The 22,949-nt window shown below is 58.2% G+C and carries 22 protein-coding genes; 12 read left to right on the plus strand and 10 right to left on the minus strand.

The features are described from left to right. Nucleotides 1–140: 140 nt before the first annotated feature. The 3 genes from ABJD00_RS02670 to ABJD00_RS02680 all read right to left on the minus strand — a co-directional run bounded on the left by ABJD00_RS02670 (nucleotide 141) and on the right by ABJD00_RS02680 (nucleotide 3,562). The gene (locus ABJD00_RS02670) at nucleotides 141–1,616 is read right to left on the minus strand and encodes a carboxypeptidase M32 (RefSeq protein WP_413829260.1); all 1,476 of its coding nucleotides are present in this window, start codon (nucleotides 1,614–1,616) and stop codon (nucleotides 141–143) included. Continuing rightward, a complete protein-coding gene (gene ctaA / locus ABJD00_RS02675) occupies nucleotides 1,613–2,761 on the minus strand; it encodes a heme A synthase (RefSeq protein WP_413829261.1) in 1,149 nt (382 codons plus the stop codon). Before ctaA ends, ABJD00_RS02670 begins: the two co-directional genes overlap by 4 nt. Before the next feature lie 63 nt (nucleotides 2,762–2,824). Further along, complete coding sequence (locus tag ABJD00_RS02680) at nucleotides 2,825–3,562, minus strand: RNA methyltransferase (RefSeq protein ID WP_413829262.1); 738 nt, start codon at nucleotides 3,560–3,562, stop codon at nucleotides 2,825–2,827. A 125-nt stretch (nucleotides 3,563–3,687) separates the two neighbouring features. Here ABJD00_RS02680 and ABJD00_RS02685 point away from each other — a divergent pair, with 125 nt between their 5' ends. Continuing rightward, on the plus strand, nucleotides 3,688–4,314 hold the full coding sequence (locus tag ABJD00_RS02685) for a thiamine phosphate synthase (RefSeq protein WP_413829263.1): 627 nt from the start codon (nucleotides 3,688–3,690) through the stop codon (nucleotides 4,312–4,314). A 26-nt stretch (nucleotides 4,315–4,340) separates the two neighbouring features. On the opposite strand, the gene ABJD00_RS02690 is transcribed toward ABJD00_RS02685, so the two are convergent. Next, a complete protein-coding gene (locus ABJD00_RS02690; RefSeq protein ID WP_413829264.1) occupies nucleotides 4,341–5,534 on the minus strand; it encodes a HupE/UreJ family protein in 1,194 nt (397 codons plus the stop codon). On the opposite strand from ABJD00_RS02690, the gene ABJD00_RS02695 reads away from it, so the two are divergent. From ABJD00_RS02695 to ABJD00_RS02720, 6 genes are all read left to right on the plus strand, one after another. Then, entirely contained in the window at nucleotides 5,533–6,336 is an 804-nt protein-coding gene (locus ABJD00_RS02695; RefSeq protein WP_413829265.1) for a DUF4198 domain-containing protein, read from the plus strand. The genes ABJD00_RS02690 and ABJD00_RS02695 overlap by 2 nt on opposite strands. 41 nt (nucleotides 6,337–6,377) lie before the next feature. After that, nucleotides 6,378–7,271, plus strand: coding sequence for a PfkB family carbohydrate kinase (locus tag ABJD00_RS02700; protein ID WP_413829266.1), 894 nt, complete (start codon nucleotides 6,378–6,380; stop codon nucleotides 7,269–7,271). Beyond that, nucleotides 7,268–8,188, plus strand: a complete 921-nt coding sequence (locus tag ABJD00_RS02705) for a pseudouridine-5'-phosphate glycosidase (RefSeq protein WP_413829267.1) — start codon at nucleotides 7,268–7,270, stop codon at nucleotides 8,186–8,188. Before ABJD00_RS02700 ends, ABJD00_RS02705 begins: the two co-directional genes overlap by 4 nt. A gap of 84 nt (nucleotides 8,189–8,272) precedes the next feature. After that, nucleotides 8,273–9,019: a DUF502 domain-containing protein gene (locus ABJD00_RS02710; protein WP_108837773.1), complete on the plus strand. Its 747-nt coding sequence runs from the start codon at nucleotides 8,273–8,275 to the stop codon at nucleotides 9,017–9,019. A 293-nt stretch (nucleotides 9,020–9,312) separates the two neighbouring features. Further along, nucleotides 9,313–11,142, plus strand: a complete 1,830-nt coding sequence (locus ABJD00_RS02715) for an extracellular solute-binding protein (protein WP_413829268.1) — start codon at nucleotides 9,313–9,315, stop codon at nucleotides 11,140–11,142. Nucleotides 11,143–11,642: 500 nt separating this feature from the next. Further along, nucleotides 11,643–11,864, plus strand: a complete 222-nt coding sequence (locus tag ABJD00_RS02720) for a hypothetical protein (protein WP_413829269.1) — start codon at nucleotides 11,643–11,645, stop codon at nucleotides 11,862–11,864. Nucleotides 11,865–11,867: 3 nt separating this feature from the next. Here the strand turns inward: ABJD00_RS02720 and ABJD00_RS02725 are convergent, their stop codons facing one another. After that, nucleotides 11,868–12,491: a helix-turn-helix domain-containing protein gene (locus ABJD00_RS02725; RefSeq protein WP_413829270.1), complete on the minus strand. Its 624-nt coding sequence runs from the start codon at nucleotides 12,489–12,491 to the stop codon at nucleotides 11,868–11,870. Nucleotides 12,492–12,559: 68 nt separating this feature from the next. Here ABJD00_RS02725 and ABJD00_RS02730 point away from each other — a divergent pair, with 68 nt between their 5' ends. From ABJD00_RS02730 to ABJD00_RS02740, 3 genes are all read left to right on the plus strand, one after another. Then, a complete protein-coding gene (locus ABJD00_RS02730; protein ID WP_413829271.1) occupies nucleotides 12,560–14,083 on the plus strand; it encodes a class I adenylate-forming enzyme family protein in 1,524 nt (507 codons plus the stop codon). A 1-nt stretch (nucleotide 14,084) separates the two neighbouring features. Continuing rightward, complete coding sequence (locus ABJD00_RS02735) at nucleotides 14,085–14,741, plus strand: DsbA family oxidoreductase (protein ID WP_413829272.1); 657 nt, start codon at nucleotides 14,085–14,087, stop codon at nucleotides 14,739–14,741. A gap of 123 nt (nucleotides 14,742–14,864) precedes the next feature. Then, complete coding sequence (locus tag ABJD00_RS02740; RefSeq protein ID WP_413829273.1) at nucleotides 14,865–16,085, plus strand: multidrug effflux MFS transporter; 1,221 nt, start codon at nucleotides 14,865–14,867, stop codon at nucleotides 16,083–16,085. Nucleotides 16,086–16,126: 41 nt separating this feature from the next. On the opposite strand, the gene ABJD00_RS02745 is transcribed toward ABJD00_RS02740, so the two are convergent. Further along, the gene (locus tag ABJD00_RS02745) at nucleotides 16,127–16,672 is read right to left on the minus strand and encodes a pseudouridine synthase (RefSeq protein WP_413829274.1); all 546 of its coding nucleotides are present in this window, start codon (nucleotides 16,670–16,672) and stop codon (nucleotides 16,127–16,129) included. Then, a complete protein-coding gene (locus tag ABJD00_RS02750; RefSeq protein WP_413829275.1) occupies nucleotides 16,672–19,137 on the minus strand; it encodes a penicillin acylase family protein in 2,466 nt (821 codons plus the stop codon). The genes ABJD00_RS02745 and ABJD00_RS02750 overlap by 1 nt, the downstream gene beginning before the upstream one ends. A 103-nt stretch (nucleotides 19,138–19,240) precedes the next feature. Between ABJD00_RS02750 and ABJD00_RS02755 the strand changes: the two genes are divergently transcribed. Next, the gene (locus ABJD00_RS02755) at nucleotides 19,241–20,113 is read left to right on the plus strand and encodes an NAD(P)-dependent oxidoreductase (RefSeq protein ID WP_413829276.1); all 873 of its coding nucleotides are present in this window, start codon (nucleotides 19,241–19,243) and stop codon (nucleotides 20,111–20,113) included. A 64-nt stretch (nucleotides 20,114–20,177) separates the two neighbouring features. Here the strand turns inward: ABJD00_RS02755 and ABJD00_RS02760 are convergent, their stop codons facing one another. The 3 genes from ABJD00_RS02760 to hemB form a co-directional block, all read right to left on the minus strand. Further along, nucleotides 20,178–20,744, minus strand: coding sequence for a YSC84-related protein (locus ABJD00_RS02760; protein ID WP_413829277.1), 567 nt, complete (start codon nucleotides 20,742–20,744; stop codon nucleotides 20,178–20,180). A 340-nt stretch (nucleotides 20,745–21,084) separates the two neighbouring features. Then, nucleotides 21,085–21,267, minus strand: a complete 183-nt coding sequence (locus ABJD00_RS02765) for a GFA family protein (RefSeq protein ID WP_413829278.1) — start codon at nucleotides 21,265–21,267, stop codon at nucleotides 21,085–21,087. Further along, nucleotides 21,264–22,265 carry a porphobilinogen synthase gene (hemB, locus tag ABJD00_RS02770; RefSeq protein ID WP_413829279.1) on the minus strand — a complete coding sequence of 334 codons (1,002 nt, stop codon included), beginning with the start codon at nucleotides 22,263–22,265 and terminating at the stop codon, nucleotides 21,264–21,266. Before hemB ends, ABJD00_RS02765 begins: the two co-directional genes overlap by 4 nt. Before the next feature lie 141 nt (nucleotides 22,266–22,406). Between hemB and ABJD00_RS02775 the strand changes: the two genes are divergently transcribed. Continuing rightward, nucleotides 22,407–22,934, plus strand: a complete 528-nt coding sequence (locus tag ABJD00_RS02775) for a component of SufBCD complex (RefSeq protein WP_108837761.1) — start codon at nucleotides 22,407–22,409, stop codon at nucleotides 22,932–22,934. The last annotated feature ends 15 nt before the right edge of the window (nucleotides 22,935–22,949 follow it).

Raw genomic sequence — 22,949 nt, forward strand, 5'->3', positions numbered from 1 at the left:
TCATTTTCATTTGCAGATGCCTTGCAGTTCAGTCGTGGCAACGGCCCAAGACTATGCCAAAGTAGGCACTGCAAATGGAAAGATGTGCAGTCTGCCTGCAGTCGCAGATCGGTCACCTCAGACCGAAACCGTGCTTGGCACTACAACGCGTAAATGCCGCTGAACTTGTCTTTGAGATAAGTCAGCAATGGCGCTGGGTCGGGTGCCTGCCCACACGCACGTGTAATCACGTCACGCGGCTCGTACAGTCCACCGTGCCGTTGCAAGTTTTCCTGTAGCCAACCCGTTGCTGCCGACGTATCCCCCTGCTCCAGTTGTTCGTCCAGATCTGGCACGGACGCGCGCAGCGCCTCATTCAGACACCCTGCGTAGACATTGCCAAGACTGTAGGTCGGGAAATACCCGAAAAGGCCTTCGGACCAATGCACATCCTGAAGGACACCGTTGGACGGCTTGTCGACTTGATATCCAAAATCAGCTGCGAAGCGATCATTCCAAGCGGCTTCCAGGTCATCCACCCCCAAATCACCTGACATCAAAGCGCGTTCCAGATCAAAACGCAGCAGAACGTGCAAATTGTACTGCACTTCGTCCGCTTCCGTGCGGATGTATCCGTTCGAAACGCGATTTACAGCCGCATAAAACCCGTCTTCATCTGCAATCCCAAAATCGCCAAACGCGTCTCGCATCTGCCCAAACAGCCACCCGGTAAAGGCGCGGCTCCGTCCCAACTGGTTTTCATAAATCCTGCTTTGGCTTTCATGTACGCCCATAGACACGCCTTGGCCCAATGGGGTCAGCAAGTAATTGCGGTCGATGTTCTGTTCATAACAGGCATGCCCCACCTCATGGATGGTCGAGTAGAAGCAATTGAAAGGGTCGTTTGCATTGGTGCGTGTGGTGATCCGCACATCAAGACCGGAGCCGGACGAAAACGGGTGCACTGCCTTGTCGATGCGCCCGTTTTTGGTGTCGTAACCAAAGGCGCGTGCAAGCGTTTCACTCAGGCGCAGTTGCGCCGCTTCGTCGAATGGCCCGCTCACGCCAGCAGGTTCGGCGCGTTCAAGGATGGCAGCGCGCAAGTCGGCCAGTTCAGGACGCAAAGCACCGAACATAGCGTCCAGATCGGCAGCCGTCGTTCCGGGTTCATAGTCTGCAAGCATAGCTTCATAGATATCACCGCCTGCCGCAAGGGCCGCTCCTTCTCCACGTTTGAGGTCGATTACTTCGCTCAAGGCGGGCAGAAAGGCGGCAACATCGTCATTTGCCCGCGCCTCAGCCCAAACTCCATGCGCAAGCGACGTCTGGCGGGCCAAGGCCGCCGCCAAATCGGCAGGTACCTTGCTGGCACGCTCGAAATTACGCCGGATCTCGCGCAGTTGCGCCTGCCCTACAGCGTCCAGAGTCGCCGCATCGATACCTGCCAACCAATCGCCGACGCGAGGGTCTGTGCGGCGGGCATGAAGCACTTTTTCGATGGCTGCCATCTCTTCGCCCCGCTGGTCGCGCGCGCCGTGGGGCATCATGGTCTCCTGATCCCAACCGAGCCGCCCGGCAATCTGCCCAAGCGCCTGCGTGTCATGTTCAAAAGCCATCAGGTCAGCGTAAGCGGTCATGCGGTGTTTCCTCTGAGAGATGTGGCAAGCGGATAGGCCGCCAGGAACCGGGCTCGCAAGATCAGCGCCCACAGCACCACGGCCAAGAATTGGTGCAGGATAGCGACCTGCCAAGGTGCTCCGTACAAGACAGTCACAATCCCAAGCGCAATTTGCAGCGCCATCGCCGCCATTACCGCGTTGAACGCAAACCGCGTATTTGGGTGCGCCGATCGCCGCCCGCGCATCCACACAACCACGGCAAAGATCGCCAACAGATAACCCGACACGCGGTGAACGAACTGCACCAGCCCCGGGCTTTCAAACAGGTTGCGCCACCACGGCTCAAAGATGAACGCAGAGGCCGGAAACACCTGCCCTCCCATCAAGGGCCAGTCGGTATAGCTGCGCCCGGCATCAATCCCAGCCACCAGCGCCCCAATCAGGATTTGCAGGAACGCAAAGTGCATAAGGCCCGTAGACATCGAAAACAGCTTGGCCTCCTTATCCCGGCGCGCCTGCATCAAGTCCCGCTCAGCCCGGCCCATGTGGTAGATGTACCACGCAAGCAGGCCCAGAATGACAAAAGCGAGGCCCAGATGCGTCGCGAGGCGATAGCTCGCAACATCCACCATGCCTTCGCCAGACGTCACGCCGCTGGCAACCATCCACCAGCCAATGGCACCTTGCAGTCCGCCCAGCACACCCAGCCCCAGCAGCGACGGTGTCCAACCAGTGGGTATCTTGCGGCGCAATAGGAACCAAAAGAATCCGATGGCCCAGACCACTCCAATGACCCGACCCAATTGTCGATGGCCCCATTCCCACCAGTAAATCACTTTAAAATCGGAGAGTTCCATCCAGCTGTTCTGGATGCGAAATTCATCGATCACCTGATATTTGGCGAACTCAGAATCCCACTCCGCTGCCGACATGGGCGGGATCGCTCCGGTAAAGGGACGCCATTCCGTGATCGACAGCCCACTGTCCGTCAACCGGGTCAATCCACCCACGGCGATCATCAGCACGACCAGCGTGAACAACATCATCAGCCACACGCGGATCGCACCGCGCGCGCCCCCACGTCCGCGATCGATCACGCCAGTTTCCACGACCTGCTTTTCGGTCGTTCCAACCTCTTCAAAAATGCTGCGATTCTTCGCCATGCATAGTCCTTACGTCTCTCGTTCGCCGCGCAACGTAAGGTCGCGACCCACAGACGTCCAGCGTCAGCGCGTCCGCGCCCAGCGGACCATCTGACGCAGTGTGCCGTGCAGGGTCTGCACATCCGCACGGGTTAGCGGCATGCGGCTCCACATGTTGCGCAGATTAACCTTCATACTGGCAGCCTTGTGGTCAGGAAAGAAAAAACCCGCCTCTTCCAGCCGCTCTTCAAAATGACGTGCAAGATGCTCGACCTCATCACCCGTCGCCCAGTCTGTTCCGGCCATTTCAGTGGTGACCGCCGTCACGGCCCCGGCGGCGCGCATCCATTCATAACCCACAAGCAGCACGCATTGTGCAAGGTTCAAGGATGGGAATTCAGGATTCACCGGGACAGAGATCAGCGCGTTGGCCTGCGCGATGTCCTCGTTTTCCAGACCAGAGCGTTCCGGGCCAAACAAAACAGCCACATGCTGTCCCTCTGCAATGCGCGCGGCTGCGTCTTGCATGGCCGCCTCTGGGCTGAGAACAGACTTGGTCAGATCCCGTTGACGTGCTGTTGTTGCATAGACGTAGGTGCAGTCGCTTAGCGATCCTGCCAGATCATCATGTACCGTCGCTGCGTCCAGAACCCGACCCGCGCCACTGGCCATTGCGACGGCCGCCGGATTTGGCCACCCGTCGCGTGGCGCCACAATGCGCATCCGGTCCACGCCGAAATTCAGCATCGCGCGGGCCGCAGCCCCAATGTTTTCGCCCATCTGGGGCCGTGTAAGCACAAAGGTTGGTGTCATGGCGCGCATCTACCGCGACCAAAGCCGGGCGTGCAATCCCTTCATCTCGCCAAATAAACACCTGACGGAGGCATAAAAGTTTTCTTCTGCACATCAATCCGCTAGAGAACGCCCAAAGCAAAAGGACGACCAAGATGAGTGAGCCCGAGCAAGGCCCGGAACAGCCGCAGCTGTACCTGCTGACCCCGCCGACATTCGACCTGTCGACATTTCCCGATCAATTGGCCGCCCTTCTCGATGCACATGACATCGCCTGCATGCGATTGTCGCTAGCCACCCATGACGAAGACCGCATTGCCCGCGCAGCAGACGCATGTCGCGCGGTGGCGCATGCACGTGATGTTGCCATCGTTGTTGCCGATCATGCAGGTCTGGCCGAGCGGTTGGGCCTTGATGGCGTTCATCTGTCGAGCGCCAAGCAGTCCGCCCGCGATGCCCGTAAGGCGCTTGGTCCTGACGCCATCGTCGGCAGCTATTGCGGGGCGTCCCGCCATGACGGACTGACTGCAGGTGAGGCTGGCGCAGATTACGTGGCGTTTGGTCCCATCACGCCATTTGGCGATATCACCGCGGCAGAAGATGACCTGTTTCAGTGGTGGTCAGATGTGGTCGAAGTCCCTGTGGTGGCAGAGGGTGGTTTGAATACAGAAAGCATCGCCCGCCTTGCCCCGATTACGGATTTCTTTGCCATCGGCGAAGAAATCTGGAGCGCGGATGATCCGGTTGCCGCCTTTGCGGCTCTGACTGCACCGATCGCGTAAGGCGAAGGCGTCCCCCGCCCCCTTGATTACAAAAGCGTCCGCTCGATCACCCAATAAACCGCAATAACTGCGATAATAAGTGAACCAGTCATGGACCAGGCTCGGAACATGACAGGGTATTCCGCCACCAGTTCTTCAACACCTGTCAGCCGCGCTGCCACAGCAGCCCGGCACCCAAGCCAAAGCGCAGTTGCCGCCATCGCAATCACTGCCAATTGCCCAAGTTCGACCCCAACGTTGAACCCGATAAGAGCAGGAATGAACTGTCCCTCTGGCAGGCCAAACTCGCCCAACACCGAGGCGAAACCGAGCCCATGGAGCAGGCCAAATCCAAAAACAACTGCCGGTCGCCAAGGGGTAAGCCCGCGCGAAAAGATGTTTTCAACAGCAACATATACAATGGAGGCCGCGATCAGAGGCTCAACGATACCGCCCGGTACGCTGACATGGCCCAAGGCCCCCAGCGCGAGTGTTACCGTATGCGCCAGCGTAAAGGCTGACACCTGCCACAGCAGTGGGCCAACCTGCGTGGACAGGAAAAACAAGCCCAGCACGAACAGGATGTGATCCAGACCCTTGGGCAAGATGTGGTCAAAGCCGACCGGGATGTATGTACCGAAGGCCTGCCAGCCAGTTGCTTCGTCTCCGCCTGCCAGAGAGATGGGCCCGGACGTGGCACCGCCGTCGATCAAGCCAGTGTAGGGGTCATCAACTCCCTGCTGGCGTACGACCAGATCGCCAGCGCCCTCCGGCCATGTGACTTCTATCGCGGACACACCTTCCGGTAATGTTGCCGTGACGACCATATCTGAGATGCGCGGCAATTCGCCGTCCGTCACATCGGGCACCACCACACTGTCCAGTGTTAGCAATAATTGAACGCCCCCGGCGCTCAACAACGGTGTTGCATCCCATGTCCCGATCAAGTCAGGCGCACGGGCGGCGATATCTGCATTAGAAAGCGCGCGTAATGCATCGTAACCACTTGCGTTTTCCGCCTCATCCGTATCTTCCACCTCGTCCAGATTGATGCCGGACAATTGCGCTTCGATGTTCACGCGCATCTCAAATGTCACTGACCCATCCGCCACCGTCAGGTCGGCAATGGTGGGCACAACTTCGTGAGCACTCGCCATACTGACACACAGCAAAGCCCAAAGGCTTGACATCACCCCCCAAAGCCGCAGCTTTCTGGCAATACTGAACAAGGCTGATGTCATGAAACTCTCCCGATTTGTGCTGACCTTCTGGTGCGCGATTTTCGCAAGCAGTGCAACTGCGCATGAGTTCTGGATCGAAGCAGACAGGTATCAAGTCGCCTCCGGCGAAAATATCGTTGCAAACCTAAAGAACGGCCAAGTTTTTGAAGGCACGACGCTGTCCTATTTCACCCGCAGCTTTTCACGTTTTGACGTGATCCAGGGCAGCAAAGGGGCCAATGTGCAGGGCCGCATGGGCGATCGACCGGCATTTGATCAACCCGCGCCGGGCGAAGGTCTGGTCACCATCGTACACGAAACCACTCCCTCCTTTGTGAATTACAAAGAGTGGGACAAGTTTCAAAAATTTGCAGATCACAAGGATTTCCCCGACATGGCCGCGCGCCACAGCGCAAATGGCTTTCCTCCGCCACCCTTTAAGGAACGCTATACACGCCACGCCAAGGCGCTGATCGGTGTGGGTGACGGTAAAGGAACGGACCAGGCGCTTGGACTCAAAACCGAGTTCGTAGCACTCACTAATCCGTACGCACCCGGTTTTGACGGTCAAATGCGGGTGCTGGTGCTTTATCTTGGTACCCCGCGCGCTGACGCTCAGGTCGAAGTGTTTGATCGCGCGCCGTCGGGTGAGGTGCAGGTCAGTCTGCATCGCACCGACCAGAACGGCCGGGCGACAATTTCTGTTCAACCCGGTCACGACTACCTGTTTGATGCAGTCGTACTCGAGCCGATCTTGAACGATAATGCGGCGGTCTGGGACACGTTCTGGGCGGCCCTCACCTTCGGTATGCCAGCGCGCTAGTTCGGCTTGCCTCTGAGCGCACACAGCGGCACAAGGGTCGCATGAGCAAAGCCGCTGACATCCTTTGTATCGGATCGGTCCTGTGGGACATGATCGCCCGCGCTCCTGTCGCCATGCGCGTCGGGTCAGATAATGCGGGTCGCATTGAGCGTATTCCCGGCGGTGTTGCTCTGAACATCGCAATGACATTGGCACGTACCGGCTTGACCCCTGCCCTGTTATCCGCTGTTGGACGCGACGCGGCGGGAGACGAACTGATTGCTGCCTGCCAGGCGCGCGGCCTGATCACCGACCTTGTCCACCGATCCGAAGACCTGCCAACAGATCAGTATATGGCCATCGAAGGCGCCAATGGGCTGATCGCTGCCGTGGCTGACGCCCATTCTCTTGAAAGCGCCGGCGACCAGATCCTAAGCCCCCTCATCGATGGCAGGCTAGCAACGCAGGACGCGCCCTACATGGGCCTTGTTGCGCTGGACGGGAACCTGACCGTGGACTTGCTTACCGAGATCGCCACCAGTCCAATCCTTGTCGGTGCGGACCTGCGCATCGCGCCCGCATCCCCGGGCAAAGCGGACCGGCTGGCCCCGTTTTTGGCTCACAAACGCGGCACACTCTATGTGAACCTCGAAGAGGCCAGGACACTATGCGACCGCGTCTTAACCAACTCCCACGACGCCGCCGAGGCGATGCTGGATGCAGGCGCTCAGCGCGTGCTGGTCACGGATGGTGGCAGCAAGGCGACTGAGGGCTCCCGCGACGGGCTGATCTCTCAAATACCACCCAAGGCCGATGTGACCCGTGTCACCGGCGCGGGCGATACCTTCATGGCCGCCCACATCGCAGCCGAAGTGCGCGGAGCGTCGCGTGAAATGTCCCTCATGCGCGCTCTAGAGGCCGCTTCAATCTATGTTTCGGGAAAAACACCCATATGATTTCTTTGACCCGCCCGCCCGCCGTGGCCGCCGCTCAGGCGGCAGGCACGCCACTTGTGGCGCTGGAAAGCACCATCATCACCCACGGAATGCCTTATCCTCAAAACCTTGAGGTTGCCCGGCAGGTCGAAGCGGACGTCCGCGCGCACGGGGCTGAACCCGCCACCATGGCGGTAATTGAAGGCATGTTGCACGTTGGTCTGGACGATGGACAGCTGGAAACGCTGGCACAGGCCCGCAATGTCGCCAAACTGTCGCGCGCGGATATGGCCGCGTGTATCGCCACAGGGGGGACAGGCGCGACCACGGTCGCCGCAACTATGATCGCCGCACGGCTTGCCGGGATCGAAGTGTTTGCCACAGGCGGCATCGGCGGCGTCCACAAAGGCGCCGAAGGCACGTTTGATATCTCGGCCGATTTGCTGGAACTGGCCCAGACCCCGGTCACTGTCATTGCAGCCGGCGCCAAAGCGATCCTCGATATCCCAAAGACCCTCGAAGTGCTGGAAACCCAAGGCGTGCCTGTCATTGCTTATGGCCAGGACGACATGCCCGCTTTCTGGTCGCGTAGCGCCGGTATCGCAGCGCCCTTGCGCATGGACAGCGCGAAAAGCATCGCAAAGGCACACGCCACGCGTCGCGAAATGAAGATTCCCGGCGGGCAACTGGTGGCCAACCCAATCCCACCCGAGGCAGAGATTGACCGCGCCACCCTTGCCCCCATCATCGCGCAAGCGGCACAGGATGCGGATACCCATGGCATCAAAGGCAAGGCGGTTACTCCATACCTGTTGCAACGCATTTTCGAACTGACGGACGGGCGATCACTCATCGCCAATATCGCACTGGTACGCAACAACGCGCGACTTGGCGCCGAAATTGCCACGCATTTGAGCAACATGACCCGTAATGCCTGATCCACAGGCACAAAGCCGGGGTGAAGCCATTGTAGTGCCCTCTACCTTCCCCTACGTATCCCACGAACCAGTCGCGGGACGCATATGAATACCCCTTTCGATCCTGAAAAACCGCGCCGCCCCGGTCTGTTGTCCAGATTGCGGGCATCGTTTCTGACTGGATTGGTGGTTATCGCTCCCGTCGGCCTGACGATCTGGTTGATCTGGACAGTGATCGGATGGATCGACGGCTTTGTCTGGCCGCTGGTGCCAAATGTTTGGCAGCCGGATTCGATTGTTAACTACTGGCTCGGCAACCCGCGGATGATCAATCAGGACGGCGTGATCATTCCCAACCCGGACTGGATACGCGTCAACGTGCGTGGCGTTGGTGTTATCGTCTTTTTGCTGTTCACCATTTTTATCGGTTGGATCGCCAAAGGCTATATCGGACGATCGCTGATCCGATGGGCCGAAAGCCTGGTGGAGCGCACGCCAGTGGTGCGTTCGATCTATTCGGGCATCAAACAAATCTCGGAAACGGTGTTTGCGCAGTCCGAAAGGTCCTTCGAAAAAGCGTGCCTGATCGAGTATCCACGCAAAGGCATCTGGGCTATCGGCTTTATCTCAACGACCGCCAAAGGCGAGGTGAGCGAGCGCGCTGGTAATACAGGTGAGCTGCGCAGCATCTTTGTGCCCACGACACCGAACCCGACCTCCGGGTTTTTGCTGTTCTTCCCTGCCGAAGACGTGATCGAACTGGATATGAGTGTCGAGGATGCGGCCAAACTGGTGATCTCGGCGGGACTCGTTTATCCGAATGGCAAAGACCCGACGCAACCGCCCAAGTAAGTTCCGTGTGACCGACGACAATATTCGTCGGCGGCTTCAGGTTCGGGATCGATATCACATCGTTTTTTGGGCAACGTCGTTTTCGACGACACAAAAGCGAACAAAAAAAACGCCAGCACGAAGCTGGCGTTAAGTTATTGAGGCAGGTTTCATACAGGCAAGAAACCTATCGAGCAGTGACTTCGTTATAAGCAAATGCGCTCAAAGAGTCCAAGCTAAAAGTTTGATAATGCGTAAAGGTCCAACGCTCGCTATTGTTAACAAAACAAGGGCAATTGAGGATTGTTTACGATATGGGCCGGGATTATTTCCAATTTGAGAAGGTGCGTTTGATCGCATTTGGCGCGATTCTGTTAACCTTTGTGTCAGGTACGACGCAGACACAAGCAGAGCCAAGCCATGGCATAGCTATGTATGGGGCGCCTGCCCTACCACCGGATTTTGTGTCTCTTCCGCACGCGAATCCCGATGCGCCAAAAAGCGGCGCGATCACGCTGGCCAACACCGGCAGCTTTGATTCGCTCAATCCCTACATTCAGAAGGGCAACGTGCCGTGGCAGCTACGTTTTTTGACCCACGAATCCCTGATGGGGCGCAACCGCAACGAACCTTTTGCTCTCTACGGAGTACTCGCCGAATCAATTGAGGTGCCGGACGATCGCTCTTGGGTGGAGTTCACCCTGCGCCCCGAGGCGCGATTCTCTGATGGCAGCCCGGTGACGGTCGAAGATGTGATCTGGTCCTATGAAACGCTTGGGACCGAAGGGCATGGACGCTACCGCAGTCTCTGGACCCAGATCGAAACTCTTGAGCAGATTGGACCGGCCACCGTCCGCTTTACCTTCAACACCGAGAATCGCGAACTGGCCCTGCTGGCCGGCATGCGTCCGATTCTGCAAAAGGCGCAGTGGGAAGGGAAATCCTTCGCCGACGCTGCCCTTGGCGATATCCCGATCGGCAGCGGACCTTACGTGATCAGCGATTATGAGGCGGCCCGAAACGTTGTCCTGACACGCAATCCTGACTATTGGGGCGCCGATCTAAACTTTATGCGCGGCACCTTCAATTTTGACCAAATCACCATCGACTTTTATGGCGATGGCGATGTGGTGTTTGAAGCATTCAAAGCCGGCGACGTGTCTGCTGTGCGCGAGTTCAACGCTGATGCCTGGGCCAACCAGTACAGTTTCCCCCGTGTCGAATCTGGCGCCGTCGTGAAGTCAGAAATCAAGCACCAAAAGCCGTCCGGCATCACCGGCTTTGTCATGAATACAAGACGGACACCGTTTGATGACTGGCGTGTGCGCGAAGCTCTGATCACAGCATTCAACTTTGAATACATCAACGACACCCTCACAGGCGGCGCGCAACCACGCATCACCTCCTACTTTTCCAATTCGCCACTTGCGATGGAACCGGGACCAGCCAAGGGCGAAGTCGCCGCTCTGCTCGCGCCGTTCAACGGCAAACTGTTGCCCGGTGTGATGGAGGGATATGCCCTGCCCGAGAGTGACGGTACTTTGCGCAACCGCGCTGGTTTGCGCCGTGCTCTTGGCCTGATGGAAGAAGCCGGGTGGACCACCCAAAACGGCAAATTGCGCAATGCCGATGGGGAGGCCATGGCATTTACCATCCTGCTGGATCAGCAGCGCAGTGAAGACCGGGCAATTGCGGATCTCTACACCCAAGCGCTCGAAGGAATGGGAATTGACGTGACGACTGAATTGGTGGACGGCGCGCAATTCACGGCCCGTACCACCACCTATGACTTCGACATGACCTATCATCGCCGCGCCATGTCACTGAGCCCCGGAAACGAACAGTTTTTCTACTGGGGATCTGAGGCGGCGGATCAGGAGGGCTCGCGGAACCTCATGGGAGCCAAAGACCCGGCCATTGACGCAATGATCACCGCTATGCTCACAGCCCGCAGCGCGGAAGAGAGCGTTGCTGCAACCCGAGCCCTAGACCGTCTTCTGATCGCGGGCCGTTATGTGGTGCCATTCTGGCAGTTTACAACAGGCCGCATCGCGCATGTTCAAGAAATGAAACATCCTGACGTCATCCCGATCTACGGCGATGGACCAGACTGGATGCCACAGTTTTGGTGGTACCAAGAGTAGTCCCAAGTTGCTGCAACTTGGTCGCCGAAGGCAATAACATGGCGATACCGATGATCAGTTTTATCGGCTCGGACAACGTTGGATTGGCCCATCAAGGCGGAAAGGGCGCTATCGCTGTGCATGGTCAATTCGACCAGTTCTTCTTGGACTTCGGGGGCTTAAACTATTCCCCGAAGCCAACGGCGCTCCACAGTAGAGAGGTGTACAGGTTTCCCACCAGTCATAGTTTTGCAAACCCTGCCGTCGCAGCCACGAGCAGATATTCCCACACGATTGCAGGCATTTACCCCCGCTACCCCATGCATTTACCATTGACTGGTGGCGGCATGGCCACCTTCTCGCATAGGTTGTTTGCAAAGTTTTTCGCGCGATAAAGCTTGATCGCGAGGCCATTTACAATACAGTCACCCGCGGGGTGGATGTCTGACGTGCGTAAAAGACCTGCTACGTCACTGCTATGGCCTTTGATAGGGCCAGACCTAGACCTTACGGGGGTACGCATGAATTGGAATGATCTGACCCAAAATTGGGCGGCGAGCTATAATGCCTTGTGCAACGAGTTCCCGAACCTTGAACCAAGCGCAATGCCATTTTTGAAAGCGGACCAGGACCGTTTCGAAAGCTATCTGGCCGCGACGCACGATATGTCCCTCAAAGAAGCGCAAGACGCCTTTGATGCCTACCTGACGCGCCAAACTTCCAAGGAACGGCACACAGCCTGATCATCAGGCCAGCGATGTCACCCAAAGGATCAGCGCGTCGTCGTCGCTGGTAGAAACCACATTGTGGCCCATTGTGGCGTCGTAGTACGCACTATCACCGCGCCGCATTTCCACCGGTTCATAAAACTCGGTATAAAGCCGGATCACACCCGTCAGCACGTATAAGAACTCTTCTCCGTCGTGCCGCACCCAGCCATCGAATTCATCCATGGTGCGGGCCCGCACGCGCGCGCGGTAGGGCAACATGGTTTTCTTGGTAAGGGCTTCGGCAAGCAGTTCATGCTCATAGGTCACTGTCGCTTGTGCATTGCCCTCGCCCGAGCGGGTCATCACCATCCGCCCGTTGATCTGCCCTTTTTCCGGAGGCGTGAACAACTGAGGGACCGAAATCTCCAGTCCCACAGCAAGCTTTTTCAGCGCTTCATAGGTGGGTGACATCTGCCCGTTTTCGATCTTGGATAAGGTAGAGCGTGCTAGTCCCGCCTGCCCCGCCGCCTGTTCGAGGGTCCAGTCTCGCGCTTTGCGCAACTCCCGCACCCGCGCACCCAGATCCAGTGGCTCAGGCATCTCTTCGCCCCCAGTGGAACGCGCAATTTCGATCAGCGATTTAGGGTCTTTTCCGGTCATGACGTTCTCTATATAGGTCGCCGCCGTCACGCTTGCAACGCCGGCCTCCAGACCTTAGCGCTAAGGGTATGCTAAGCGTCACAACCCCCAAGCCTTTTCCTGCCTGCCCAAGCCCGTTCAACATGGCGGCGTATGTTCTGGCACGTGCTGAAGCCTTGCCAGACAAGGTGGCAGTAGCGGTCGTCTCCGAAAAAAGCGTTGAGCGACTGACATATGCCGAGCTGGTCGCCGCAGTCCGCGGCACCGGGGCTGGTTTTTTACAGGCAGGATGTAAGCCCGGAGACAAAATTCTGCTGCGTCTGGGCAATACCATCGACTTTCCAATTGCCTATCTAGGCGCCTTAGCCGTCGGGCTTGTCCCAATTCCGACCTCGGCCGCGCTCAGCAAGAACGAAGTCGCGCTGATTGTCGCGCAGATGCAGCCCCGTATCATTCTGCGCGATCCTGATGTTGCTTCAGCATCCGGCGCGCCTGAAATCGGCTTGGCTACATTGCGTGCCATGCGCGCGCACCCTCCTGCTCCGTGGAATATGGGGCATCCCGACCGGCTGGGATACATCGTTTACACGTCAGGGACATCCGGCGCACCGCGTGCCGTGGCGCATGCCCATCGTGCAATCTGGGCCCGCCGAATGATGCATCAAGGCTGGTACGGCCTAAGGCAGGACGATGTGTTGATGCATGCAGGGGCGTTCAACTGGACGTACACACTCGGCACCGGTCTGATGGACCCGTGGAGTGTCAGTGGGACTGCACTGATCCCCGCACCCGGCACGCCACCAGAAGCGCTCAGCGGGTTGTTGGCCTGTCACAAAGGTACCTTGTTTGCCGCAGCACCGGGCGTCTATCGGCAGATGTTGGCACGCGGCCCTTTGCACACCCTGCCCGACCTGCGCCATGCCCTTAGCGCTGGTGAAAAGCTGCCCTCTGCGACTCAAGAGGCATGGCAGGCCGAAACCGGCACCCAAATCTATGAAGCATACGGGTTGTCAGAGTGTTCCACTTTCATCTCGTCAAACCCGGAAGCTCCGTGTGCCACGGAGGCGCTTGGGCGTCCTCAACCCGGACGCTGTGTGGCCATCATTGGGGCGCAAGGGCCTGTTCCAGTAGGTGATACCGGGGTCATTTCAGTGCACCAAAGCGATCCGGGCCTTATGATCGGCTATCTTGGTCACCCGGCTGAAACACAGGCAAAATTTAAGGATGATTGGTTCCTCACCGGGGATCTGGGCCGCATGAGCGCGGATGGGCAGATCCACTACCTTGGGCGCGATGACGACATGATGAACGCGGGCGGGTATCGCGTCTCTCCAATTGAGGTTGAGGCGGTCGTCTCCTCAGCACCGGGCGTGACTTCAGCAGGAGCGGCAGAGGTTGAAGTCAAACCAGGCGCACGTGTGATCGTCGCTTTTTATTCAAGCGCGGCCCCACTGGACGAAGACGCCTTGCGCACATATGTGGAGCCCAATCTAGCAACATACAAACAGCCCCGTGCCTATATCCGGGTCGAACAAATGCCGATGAGCGCCAATGGCAAAATCCTGCGCCGCCGCCTGCACCTGTTCTGGCCCAAGAATACGAAAGCTCGCTGACATGACCGAAACTACTGACGGCCCCATCAAACTCGACATCATGTCAGATCCGATCTGCCCGTGGTGCTATATCGGCAAGGCACATCTGGACCGTGCGCTGGCAGCACACCCGGATCATCCGTTCGTCATTGAATGGCACCCATTCCAGTTGAACCCGGACATGCCCGAAGGCGGCATGGATCGCCGTGCATATCTTGAAGGCAAATTCGGCGGCAAGGAAGGGGCTGTACGCGCCTATGCTCCGGTGGTGGAAAACGCGGCCAAGGCCGGGCTCAAGATCGACTTTGAGGGGATGGAGCGCACCCCGAACACACTGGACGCGCACCGCCTGATCCACTGGGCCGGGATCGAGGGCAAACAAACCGCTGCCGTATCGGCCCTGTTCAAGGCCTATTTTGTAGACGCCCGCGATATTGGCGATCACGAAGTGCTGGCGGACATCGCAGACAGCATTGAAATGGACGCTGCCGTCGTCACCCGCCTGCTCGCGTCGGATGCAGATCGCGCAAACATTGCTGCCCGCGATACTCACAGCCGGAATATGGGCATCAACTCGGTGCCAACGTTCATTGTGGCAGGTAAACAAGCGGTGCCCGGGGCCCAGCCGCCCGAACTTTGGGCACAAGTCATTGATGAGCTGCGTGCAGGCGCTGCCTGACCAAACGTAAACACGTCTAAGTTACATATTTTATGGAAATTGCAACTTTAAGGCGTTGCACCTCGCGCACCCATCGCCCAAAGTGACGCTAACTAGCGTCCACTATTCTGGAGCAGATGGGCAGTGACAACCCCAAAAGGGCAAAACCTAAGCAAAACTGAATTCATCGCACTGATGGCGATGATGTTCGCGACGATTGCGTTTTCGATCGACGCGATGATGCCAGCCTTGCCAGCGATTTCCGCCGACATTGCTCCGCTGGGCGTGGCGCAAGCCGCTCTGGTTATGACATTTTTCGTGATCGGCATGGGCGCTGGCACATTCTTTACCGGACCGCTGTCAGATGCCTTTGGGCGCAAGCCAGTGGTCTATGCGGGCCTCGCCGTCTACGCGTTAGGAGCAATTCTCAGCTGGATGGCACCCACTCTGGAACTGATGCTGGCTGCCCGTGTTTTGCAGGGCCTTGGGGCTGCCGGCCCGCGAGTTGTGTCCGCAGCCATCATCCGTGATCTGTATTCGGGCCGCGCCATGGCCAGTATCATGTCTCTGACCATGGTGGTGTTTTTGCTCGTTCCTGGAATTGCTCCGTTGATCGGGGCCTTGATTTCCGAAGCCTTCGGGTGGCGCGCGATATTCGCCGCGTTCCTTGTGTTCAGCATCGTCTTATTTGTTTGGTTCTCAACACGCATCGGCGAAACACTTCCGCCTGAAGCCCGGCGCCCCTTGCGCGTCCCCTTGATGCTGGATGCGGTGCGCCAGATGTTCGCGAACCCAACTGTACGTTTGTCGATTTATGTTCAAACCCTGATGTTGATGACCCTGTTTTCGGTGCTCACGATGGTGCAACCGATCTTTGATGTCACATTTGGGCGCGAAGAGAGTTTTCCGATCTGGTTCGGCGCAATTGCAATTGCATCGGGAGTGTCGAGCTTGCTCAATGCCGCCGTGGTAGGCCGTTTTGGCATGCGACGGCTGGTGACATGGGCGCTTGCAATCCAGGTTCTTCTTTCTGCTGTCTTCGTGTTGTGGATGTTGGCCGGTCTGCCTTACCTATTCCCTGTCTTTGTCTTTTGGCTTTGGGGTGTGATGTTTCAGGGGGGGCTGACGGTCGCCAATCTGAACGCCATAGCGATGGAGCCTATGGGGCATATCGCAGGAATGGCGGCGTCGGTCATCGGGGCAGTATCGACTGTTTTGGGGGCTGCCCTAGCCTCTCCGGTCGGTCTGTTATTTGATGGAACGCCCATGGCGTTGATCGTAACCGTGCTGCTGGCGAGTATGGCCGGCTCTGTTCTGATGCAGCGGATGCGGCGGGCTGAAGTTGAACAAGGCGTCGGTATTTGACATCAAAGGCCGGTTGGGTATCGACATGATATCAAACCGGTTCAGATTTCGCGCCACTCTCCCGGTCGCAGATTTCCCAATGACCAGTCCCCGATCGCAACGCGGATCAACCGCAGTGTCGGATAACCCACATGCGCCGTCATACGCCGCACTTGCTTGTTGCGCCCTTCACGAAGGGTCAGTTCTATCCAGCAATCGGGAACCGATTTGCGGACCCGGATCGGTGGATCCCTGTTCCAAAGCTGCGTTGGTGCACTTATCCGTTTTGCATTTGCGGGACGTGTGAGGCCGTCTTTCAAGGTCACCCCTTTAGCCAGCGCCACCAAAGCTTCTGCGGTGACATCGCCTTCGACCTGTGCCCAATACGTTTTAGGGGCCTTGAACTTCGGATTCGCAATACGCGCCTGCAGAGCGCCATCACTTGTCAGAACCATCAACCCCTCGCTGTCCCGATCCAGCCGCCCAGCAGGATAGATGTCAGGTACATCGATAAAGGACGACAGCGTCGGACGGGCAGACCCTTCCGTACCCTTATCCGTAAACTGGGACAGTACGCCGAAAGGTTTATTGAACAGGATGGTGGGCACTAGCGCAGCGGCTCCAATCGGGTGACGCCCACGGATGCAGCCCGTGCAAGCCCTTCGTCCAGCGACATCGGAATGTATTCGCCACGCCGCCAAAGCTGCGCCAGATCATCGTAATGACGCGAGAGGAAATGCCCCGATTGGCCCGTCGAGATGACGAAAACCGAACTGTTGGGATCAGCAAAGTCATAAACCCCGCGATAGCCTGCCCCGTGCACATTATGGAACGGGTTGAGCCCCTGCCCGCTCGTTAAACCCCGTTGGAGGGTGTTGTCCCCTCCAGACGTCGACTGCCGGATGTTGACGAAATTGCGCAGCACCGGCACCTCGCCCAGTACCTGATGATCATGCGTGGCCTGATGAGCATCCCCCCAACGCAAGGATTCAAGCTGACTGCCCCATGTTTCGTTGATCCACACCAACGCGTCGTCCAGCGCAAAGCGCGCCATGTCCGCGCAGGTTTCGATCGGAGCGGATTGGCGCACATCACACCAAACAGAGGCTCCATCGATGTCGCGAAAGACTCTTTCGATAAACAGCGGTTCGGGGTGTGTGAGAGTATCGGCCAGTGGCCCCAACTCATCCCGTACCAACCGGTCCTGTAGGGCGCGCAGCCAAGCCGCGTAGATCAGCGGTTCCGGCCAGTGTTCGTTCATCTCCCCGTTCCACTCGGCCAGCAATGCCAGTGCACGCTGACGCTGTCGTTCCGGGGTGCCAGCGGGGGCAGCCTCGCCCGCAAACCACAACTCGGCTCCCATGAAAGGCAGCAGAGTGCGCGCCGTAATCGAAACGGTATCCAATTGTGCTTCGATAAAACTGTCGCGTGTGTGCACTTCGCGGGCCTGCATCAGACGGCGCCAGCGTTGGACACGCTGCGTGTCCCCCCATTGAAAGCTGACATGGTTGGGAAACGGACGGTCGATCGTTTTGTTGTTCGTGTTGCCAAGGATTCCCCCCACGGGTGCGACGAAACCGGGGTTTGATTGATAGGCCATGCGCCCTTGCCAGCGGTTTTCGGAACGCCAGCCAAGCGAGGGCATCCGCCCCTGACTTTGATGTTTCGCGTCACGGCGCGGCACCGCACCAATGGTCTTCATTGCGATGCTGGAACGGTCTACCAGCGTCAGGTTCTGTGCAGGCGCGATGTGCCCTTCGGCGGCGCTGATCGCTTCGGCCACGGTCTGGGCCATCATGAGCTTCAGCCCCGATTGTACCGACGTGTCGCTGGGCGACAACACCGTCCAACTGAGCGCGGCCACGTGCCCCGGCGGGGTGACCGCTTCGAGGTTGCGGAAACTGCCCGGCAAGATGGGGCCATTGTCACTCCACCGCAGCGTTAGAGTAACCGGGTCCTCTCCCTTGATCTGTAAGATAGAGGCCCGGCTCTCAAATTCCTTGAACCCATCCGGAGTGCGGTACTGGTTCGGATTTTCGGGATTCAACTCTTCGATCAAGACGTCTTGATCGTCCACATATGCCGTAGTCAGCCCCCAACCCAGATTGTCTGACCGCCCCGTCAGAACCATAGGCATACCGGGGATCGTCCCACCAATGACCGCCCCGCTTTGCAAGGAAAGACGGGCCAGATACCACACCGCAGGGGCCGAAAAGCCCAAATGCGGATCGTTGGCCAACAGCGTACCGCCGGAGGCAGAGCGTGAAGCCGCCGCAGCCCAAGCATTGGACGCTCCCGTCAGCCCCCGAGGACGGAAGGGCGAGAGCGGATGCGGATCATCTGGCAAAGCTGCAAAGGACGGCATAGCACCGGGCACAAGGCTCGCATATTCCGGCAGGCTCGCCACGCCCGGTCCGGGCACATCAGGCAGGATATCAGCCAATCGGGCCGGATCACCCAACGCCAGTGACACCCGCGCGCGCAACACTTCCTCACTCATGTGTCCTGACAGTTGCAGCCCCATCAGCTTGGCCACAGCCAGACTGTCCGCGGGCCGCCATGGAGCAAGCGCCGTGTTGAACAGGAACATCTCCGGAGCACCACGCCCAAGCGCCTCGGCGTTGATCTGATCAAGGCGGGCATTCACGCCCGCGGCATAGGCGTTAAGGGCGGCAAGCGTCTCTCCGTCTTGCGCCTCGACGGACTGCACCGCCAGTCGGTAGATATCCAGACGGCGGATAAAGCGGTCTACGTCGACGGTCGCAGTACCAAACAACTCGCTCAAGCGTCCTTGCGCCGTGCGGCGCAGCATCATCATCTGCCAAAGCCGATCCTGCGCATGGGCAAATCCAAGCCCGTGAAACACATCGGCGTCCGCGACCGCAAAAATATGGGGTACATTGGCGTTGTCACGCACGATTTCGATCGTGTCGCTGATCCCCGGCACCCGCACCACGGCGTCGTAATTGGGCAAAGACCGCGAGGCGAGATAGTAGACCAGCACGATGGCCATCACACTCAGCACAATCAGAACGGCCGCCAAACGCACAAGCCACTGAAACACCACCGCCATATTGACCAGTCCCCTTGCTCTGCGTTGACCCTTGGCTCAGGACTGTTAGGTAGACAGGGACAAAAGCGCAAGCGGGGCTTGGCGCAAAACGTGAGGGAAAAATATGGCAAAGCTGGCATTCTTGGGTCTGGGCGTAATGGGCGGACCGATGGCGGGGCATCTGCAAAAGGCGGGGCACGACGTCACCGTCTATAACCGAACAGCGGCTAAGGCCAATGCGTGGGTCAACGCCAATGGCGGAGCGATGGCTGCAACGCCGCGCGAGGCAGCGGCAGGCGCTGATTTTGTGATGTCCTGCGTCGGCAATGACGATGATCTGCGCTCGGTCACTCTGGGTGAGAACGGGGCGTTCGCCGGGATGGAGTCAGGCTCAATCTTTGTCGACCACACGACGGTTTCGGCGGCTGTGACGGCAGAGCTTTATGCGGCAGCAGATGCTTTGCAGATCAGCTATGTCGATGCACCGATCTCGGGCGGTCAGGCGGGCGCTGAAAATGCCGCCCTGTCGATCATGTGTGGAGGAGATGAAGGCGCCTATGCGCGTGCTGAACCGGTCATGAACACCTATGCAAAGCTGTGCCGACGCATCGGTGAAAGTGGCACGGGCCAGACCACCAAGATGTGCAATCAGATTGCAATTGCAGGCCTTGTTCAGGGACTGTCAGAAGCGTTGCACTTTGCCGAAAAGGCAGGGCTAGACGGGCGCGCAGTGGTTGAGGTGATCAGTCAAGGGGCCGCGGGCTCTTGGCAAATGGCAAATCGGTACGAAACGATGCTGGATGATCATTTTGATCATGGTTTTGCCGTAGACTGGATGCGCAAAGACCTTGGGATTTGCCTGGACACAGCGGACGAGAATGGGGCCAGCCTGCCAGTTACAGCATTGGTCGATCAGTTTTACAAAGACGTGCAGAAATTAGGCGGCGGCCGTTGGGATACGTCCAGCCTGTTCAAACGACTACGAGCCATCGGCTAGAGTGATCCGGTGGGTGACATTGCGCGCATAGTCGCGCAATGTCACCCACCGACACAAAGACTGCTCAGCGAATGACGCGCGTATACTTCGTGCCTTCCAATGTCGCTCCCAACCGCAGACCAGCCTGAGCGAATACGGCCGCCAACACGGGAGACAGTGTTGTGGTTGTATCTGCCGCAACGCTTTCGCCCTTGTCCGAGATTACATACTCAAGGTCCGCTCCTGCTGCCCAGCCGGGAGAGCGGCGGAAATCGTTCAATGCCTCATTGGTCATAAAGAACAGCACATGGGAGAATTGCTGAGCGCCGATCTGCAAGCCACCCGATCCTTTGATGACAGAATAGTAGTCGACAGTTGCGCCGTTGACCAAAAGCGCACCTTCCCCATAGGCCCCGCCGAAGCCAAATCCTGCTTCAGTCACCACTGGCATGACCAGCATGCCGTCTGCCTTATCTGCCAGTTGGCGTGTATTGGGATAGCTGCGATACATCTCGTCGAGCGTGGCACCAACGCGGGCGTCGATGGTGACCGCCCCGCGACTGCCCACGCCGTTGCCGCATGCTGCAACTGCACCTGTAGATACCAATGCCCCCAGCGTGAAGACACGCCGTGACATACCTGAATGTGTCATGTTTGAACCGCCTGTATTGCTCAATGTGTTGCGCGGTTTGCCCGCGCTTGGCGCAACCATACGCCTATTACCGCGCGCTGTCACGTGTTTGCAGCTGTTTGGCGGGTTTTTGCTGTGTGGTAAGTTTTGCGGGTTAGGTGTCGAAAATAATATCCCGCCCAGGAATGTGCCGGACCTCGATGTTGTCAGTGTCAAACCCATCAAGACACCGCAAGTTGACCGCCCAGCCGTCAAACTCTGTCTGGCCTAGTGCCCTTTCGCCCTGCGTCAGCGCCGCAGGGCGTCGGAATGAGAGGATACCGCAGTGCGGACAGAAATAGTCTTTGGCCGTGCGCGAGCCTCACATGTAAAGCGTCAGTTCGGACAAAGGCGTATGGAGGATCAGAGCATCATCGGGCACTTGGAAGTTCAACGCCCCGCGCTTGTGACAGATACTGCAATTGCAGATGCGCGCGTGGTCAATCTGTGCCTCAACTTCGAAACGGACAAAGCCACAGTGACAGCTGCCCGGATATAGCGTCATGCGCCTTGTAGCAGGCGGGCCGCTGCTGGCGCGAAGTAGGTGAGGATGCCGTCGCACCCTGCCCGCTTGAAGGCCATCAGGCTCTCGAGCATCACCCGATCTTCGTCGATCCAGCCGTTCTGTGCAGCAGCCTTGATCATCGCGAACTCGCCCGACACCTGATAGGCAAAAGTGGGCGCTCCGAATGTGTCGCGAGCACGGCGACAGATATCAAGGTACGGCAGGCCCGGCTTGACCATGATCATGTCTGCCCCTTCAGCCAGATCGCGTTCTATCAACCGCATCGCCTCATCCGCGTTGCCCGGATCCATCTGGTAGGTTTTCTTGTCCCCCGTGAGCGCACCAGACGCCCCAACTGCATCGCGGAACGGGCCATAGAATGCACTGGCATATTTGGCTGCATAGCTGAGGATCATCACCTTTTGGTGGCCTGCACTCTCAAGTGCAGAACGCATCGCGCCGATGCGACCATCCATCATGTCAGAAGGGCCAATGATGTCGGCACCCGCTTCGGCCTGAGCGAGCGTCATCTTCACCAACGCCTCAACGGTGCGGTCATTCACGATCTCACCATCTTCTACAAATCCATCATGGCCGTTTATGTTGTAGGTATCGAGAGCGACGTCCGTCATAACGGCGATCTCGGGCACCGCCGCCTTGATGGCACGGATTGCACGGTTGGCATGGTTGTCCGGATCCCAGGCACCCGCACAGTCTTCGGTGCGCTCTTCGAGCCCTGTATAGGGAAAAAGGCAGATCGCCGGAATGCCCAGATCAGCAGCTTCACGGGCGGCTTCAACCACTTTATCGACCGAGCGGCGAAAAACGCCGGGCATAGAAGAAATAGGCTCTTCTATCCCCTCGCCACTCCGAACAAAAACGGGCCAAATGAAATCATCGACGCTTAGCGTATTCTGGCGCACTAGGTTGCGGATCGCAGGCGTGGCGCGGGTGCGGCGCAGGCGAGTTGCGGGAAATGGGCTTTGGGTCGGGCGCATGGGCAGTTGTCCAGTTTGGGTGACAGGCCATGGGTGGCATGGAATTTTGCGCTTGCCAAGTCTAGGCATCCTGCCCTGCGCGCGCTAAGAGGGTCGCCAAACACTGCGGGCAAGCCCCGTAGGAGGCAAGCAAGGCGACGCGTGGACTGGCACGAAACCATCTTTGAACTCATCGACATGCGCTCGTTCTCGAACCTGTGGTTCTGGATCGCGCTGGCGGTTGTGTGGTCGACAGCCAGCCATTGGGTGCTGGGTGTGCCTTATGACATGGTGGCGCGCGCGCGGCGCTATGGCGGGCAAGCGTCCGAAGATCTGGATGCGCTGGTGCACATCAACACAAACCGACTGCTGTTCATCAGCAAAGTGTCGGGCCTCTGGCTGCTGGGCTTCACCTGCTTTTTCCTCACCGGTCTTGCGCTTTTGGGCTTTGTCTATGGCGTGGAGTTTGCACAAGCGGTGTTTCTGCTGGGTTTTCCGATGTCTCTTGTGGGCGCTCTAAATCTCTCCACCGCCCGGTTGATACAGATCGAACAGGCGACGGGCGAAGCGCTGTGGCGCCGCCTAGGCCGACATCGCACCTATGTTCAGGCTATTGGGATGGTCGCGATTTTCGCAACAGCCCTATGGGGGATGTACCAAAACATGTCCGTGGGCCCCTTCGGCGGTTGACAGAGCACGCGATTG

Origin of the sequence: Tateyamaria sp. (genome assembly GCF_039945315.1) — a bacterium.
In the GTDB taxonomy this organism is placed as follows: Bacteria; Pseudomonadota; Alphaproteobacteria; order Rhodobacterales; family Rhodobacteraceae; genus Tateyamaria.

What these genes read in the sequence shown, in the direction of transcription:
- ABJD00_RS02670 (WP_413829260.1), bottom strand. Translation starts at nt 1,616, where the DNA reads ATGACCGCTTACGCTGACCTGATGGCTTTTGAACATGACACGCAGGCG.
- ctaA (WP_413829261.1), bottom strand. Translation starts at nt 2,761, where the DNA reads ATGGCGAAGAATCGCAGCATTTTTGAAGAGGTTGGAACGACCGAAAAG.
- ABJD00_RS02680 (WP_413829262.1), bottom strand. Translation starts at nt 3,562, where the DNA reads ATGCGCGCCATGACACCAACCTTTGTGCTTACACGGCCCCAGATGGGC.
- ABJD00_RS02685 (WP_413829263.1), top strand. Translation starts at nt 3,688, where the DNA reads ATGAGTGAGCCCGAGCAAGGCCCGGAACAGCCGCAGCTGTACCTGCTG.
- ABJD00_RS02695 (WP_413829265.1), top strand. Translation starts at nt 5,533, where the DNA reads ATGAAACTCTCCCGATTTGTGCTGACCTTCTGGTGCGCGATTTTCGCA.
- ABJD00_RS02690 (WP_413829264.1), bottom strand. Translation starts at nt 5,534, where the DNA reads ATGACATCAGCCTTGTTCAGTATTGCCAGAAAGCTGCGGCTTTGGGGG.
- ABJD00_RS02700 (WP_413829266.1), top strand. Translation starts at nt 6,378, where the DNA reads ATGAGCAAAGCCGCTGACATCCTTTGTATCGGATCGGTCCTGTGGGAC.
- ABJD00_RS02705 (WP_413829267.1), top strand. Translation starts at nt 7,268, where the DNA reads ATGATTTCTTTGACCCGCCCGCCCGCCGTGGCCGCCGCTCAGGCGGCA.
- ABJD00_RS02710 (WP_108837773.1), top strand. Translation starts at nt 8,273, where the DNA reads ATGAATACCCCTTTCGATCCTGAAAAACCGCGCCGCCCCGGTCTGTTG.
- ABJD00_RS02715 (WP_413829268.1), top strand. Translation starts at nt 9,313, where the DNA reads ATGGGCCGGGATTATTTCCAATTTGAGAAGGTGCGTTTGATCGCATTT.
- ABJD00_RS02720 (WP_413829269.1), top strand. Translation starts at nt 11,643, where the DNA reads ATGAATTGGAATGATCTGACCCAAAATTGGGCGGCGAGCTATAATGCC.
- ABJD00_RS02725 (WP_413829270.1), bottom strand. Translation starts at nt 12,491, where the DNA reads ATGACCGGAAAAGACCCTAAATCGCTGATCGAAATTGCGCGTTCCACT.
- ABJD00_RS02730 (WP_413829271.1), top strand. Translation starts at nt 12,560, where the DNA reads ATGCTAAGCGTCACAACCCCCAAGCCTTTTCCTGCCTGCCCAAGCCCG.
- ABJD00_RS02735 (WP_413829272.1), top strand. Translation starts at nt 14,085, where the DNA reads ATGACCGAAACTACTGACGGCCCCATCAAACTCGACATCATGTCAGAT.
- ABJD00_RS02750 (WP_413829275.1), bottom strand. Translation starts at nt 19,137, where the DNA reads ATGGCGGTGGTGTTTCAGTGGCTTGTGCGTTTGGCGGCCGTTCTGATT.
- ABJD00_RS02755 (WP_413829276.1), top strand. Translation starts at nt 19,241, where the DNA reads ATGGCAAAGCTGGCATTCTTGGGTCTGGGCGTAATGGGCGGACCGATG.
- ABJD00_RS02760 (WP_413829277.1), bottom strand. Translation starts at nt 20,744, where the DNA reads ATGACACATTCAGGTATGTCACGGCGTGTCTTCACGCTGGGGGCATTG.
- ABJD00_RS02765 (WP_413829278.1), bottom strand. Translation starts at nt 21,267, where the DNA reads ATGACGCTATATCCGGGCAGCTGTCACTGTGGCTTTGTCCGTTTCGAA.
- hemB (WP_413829279.1), bottom strand. Translation starts at nt 22,265, where the DNA reads ATGCGCCCGACCCAAAGCCCATTTCCCGCAACTCGCCTGCGCCGCACC.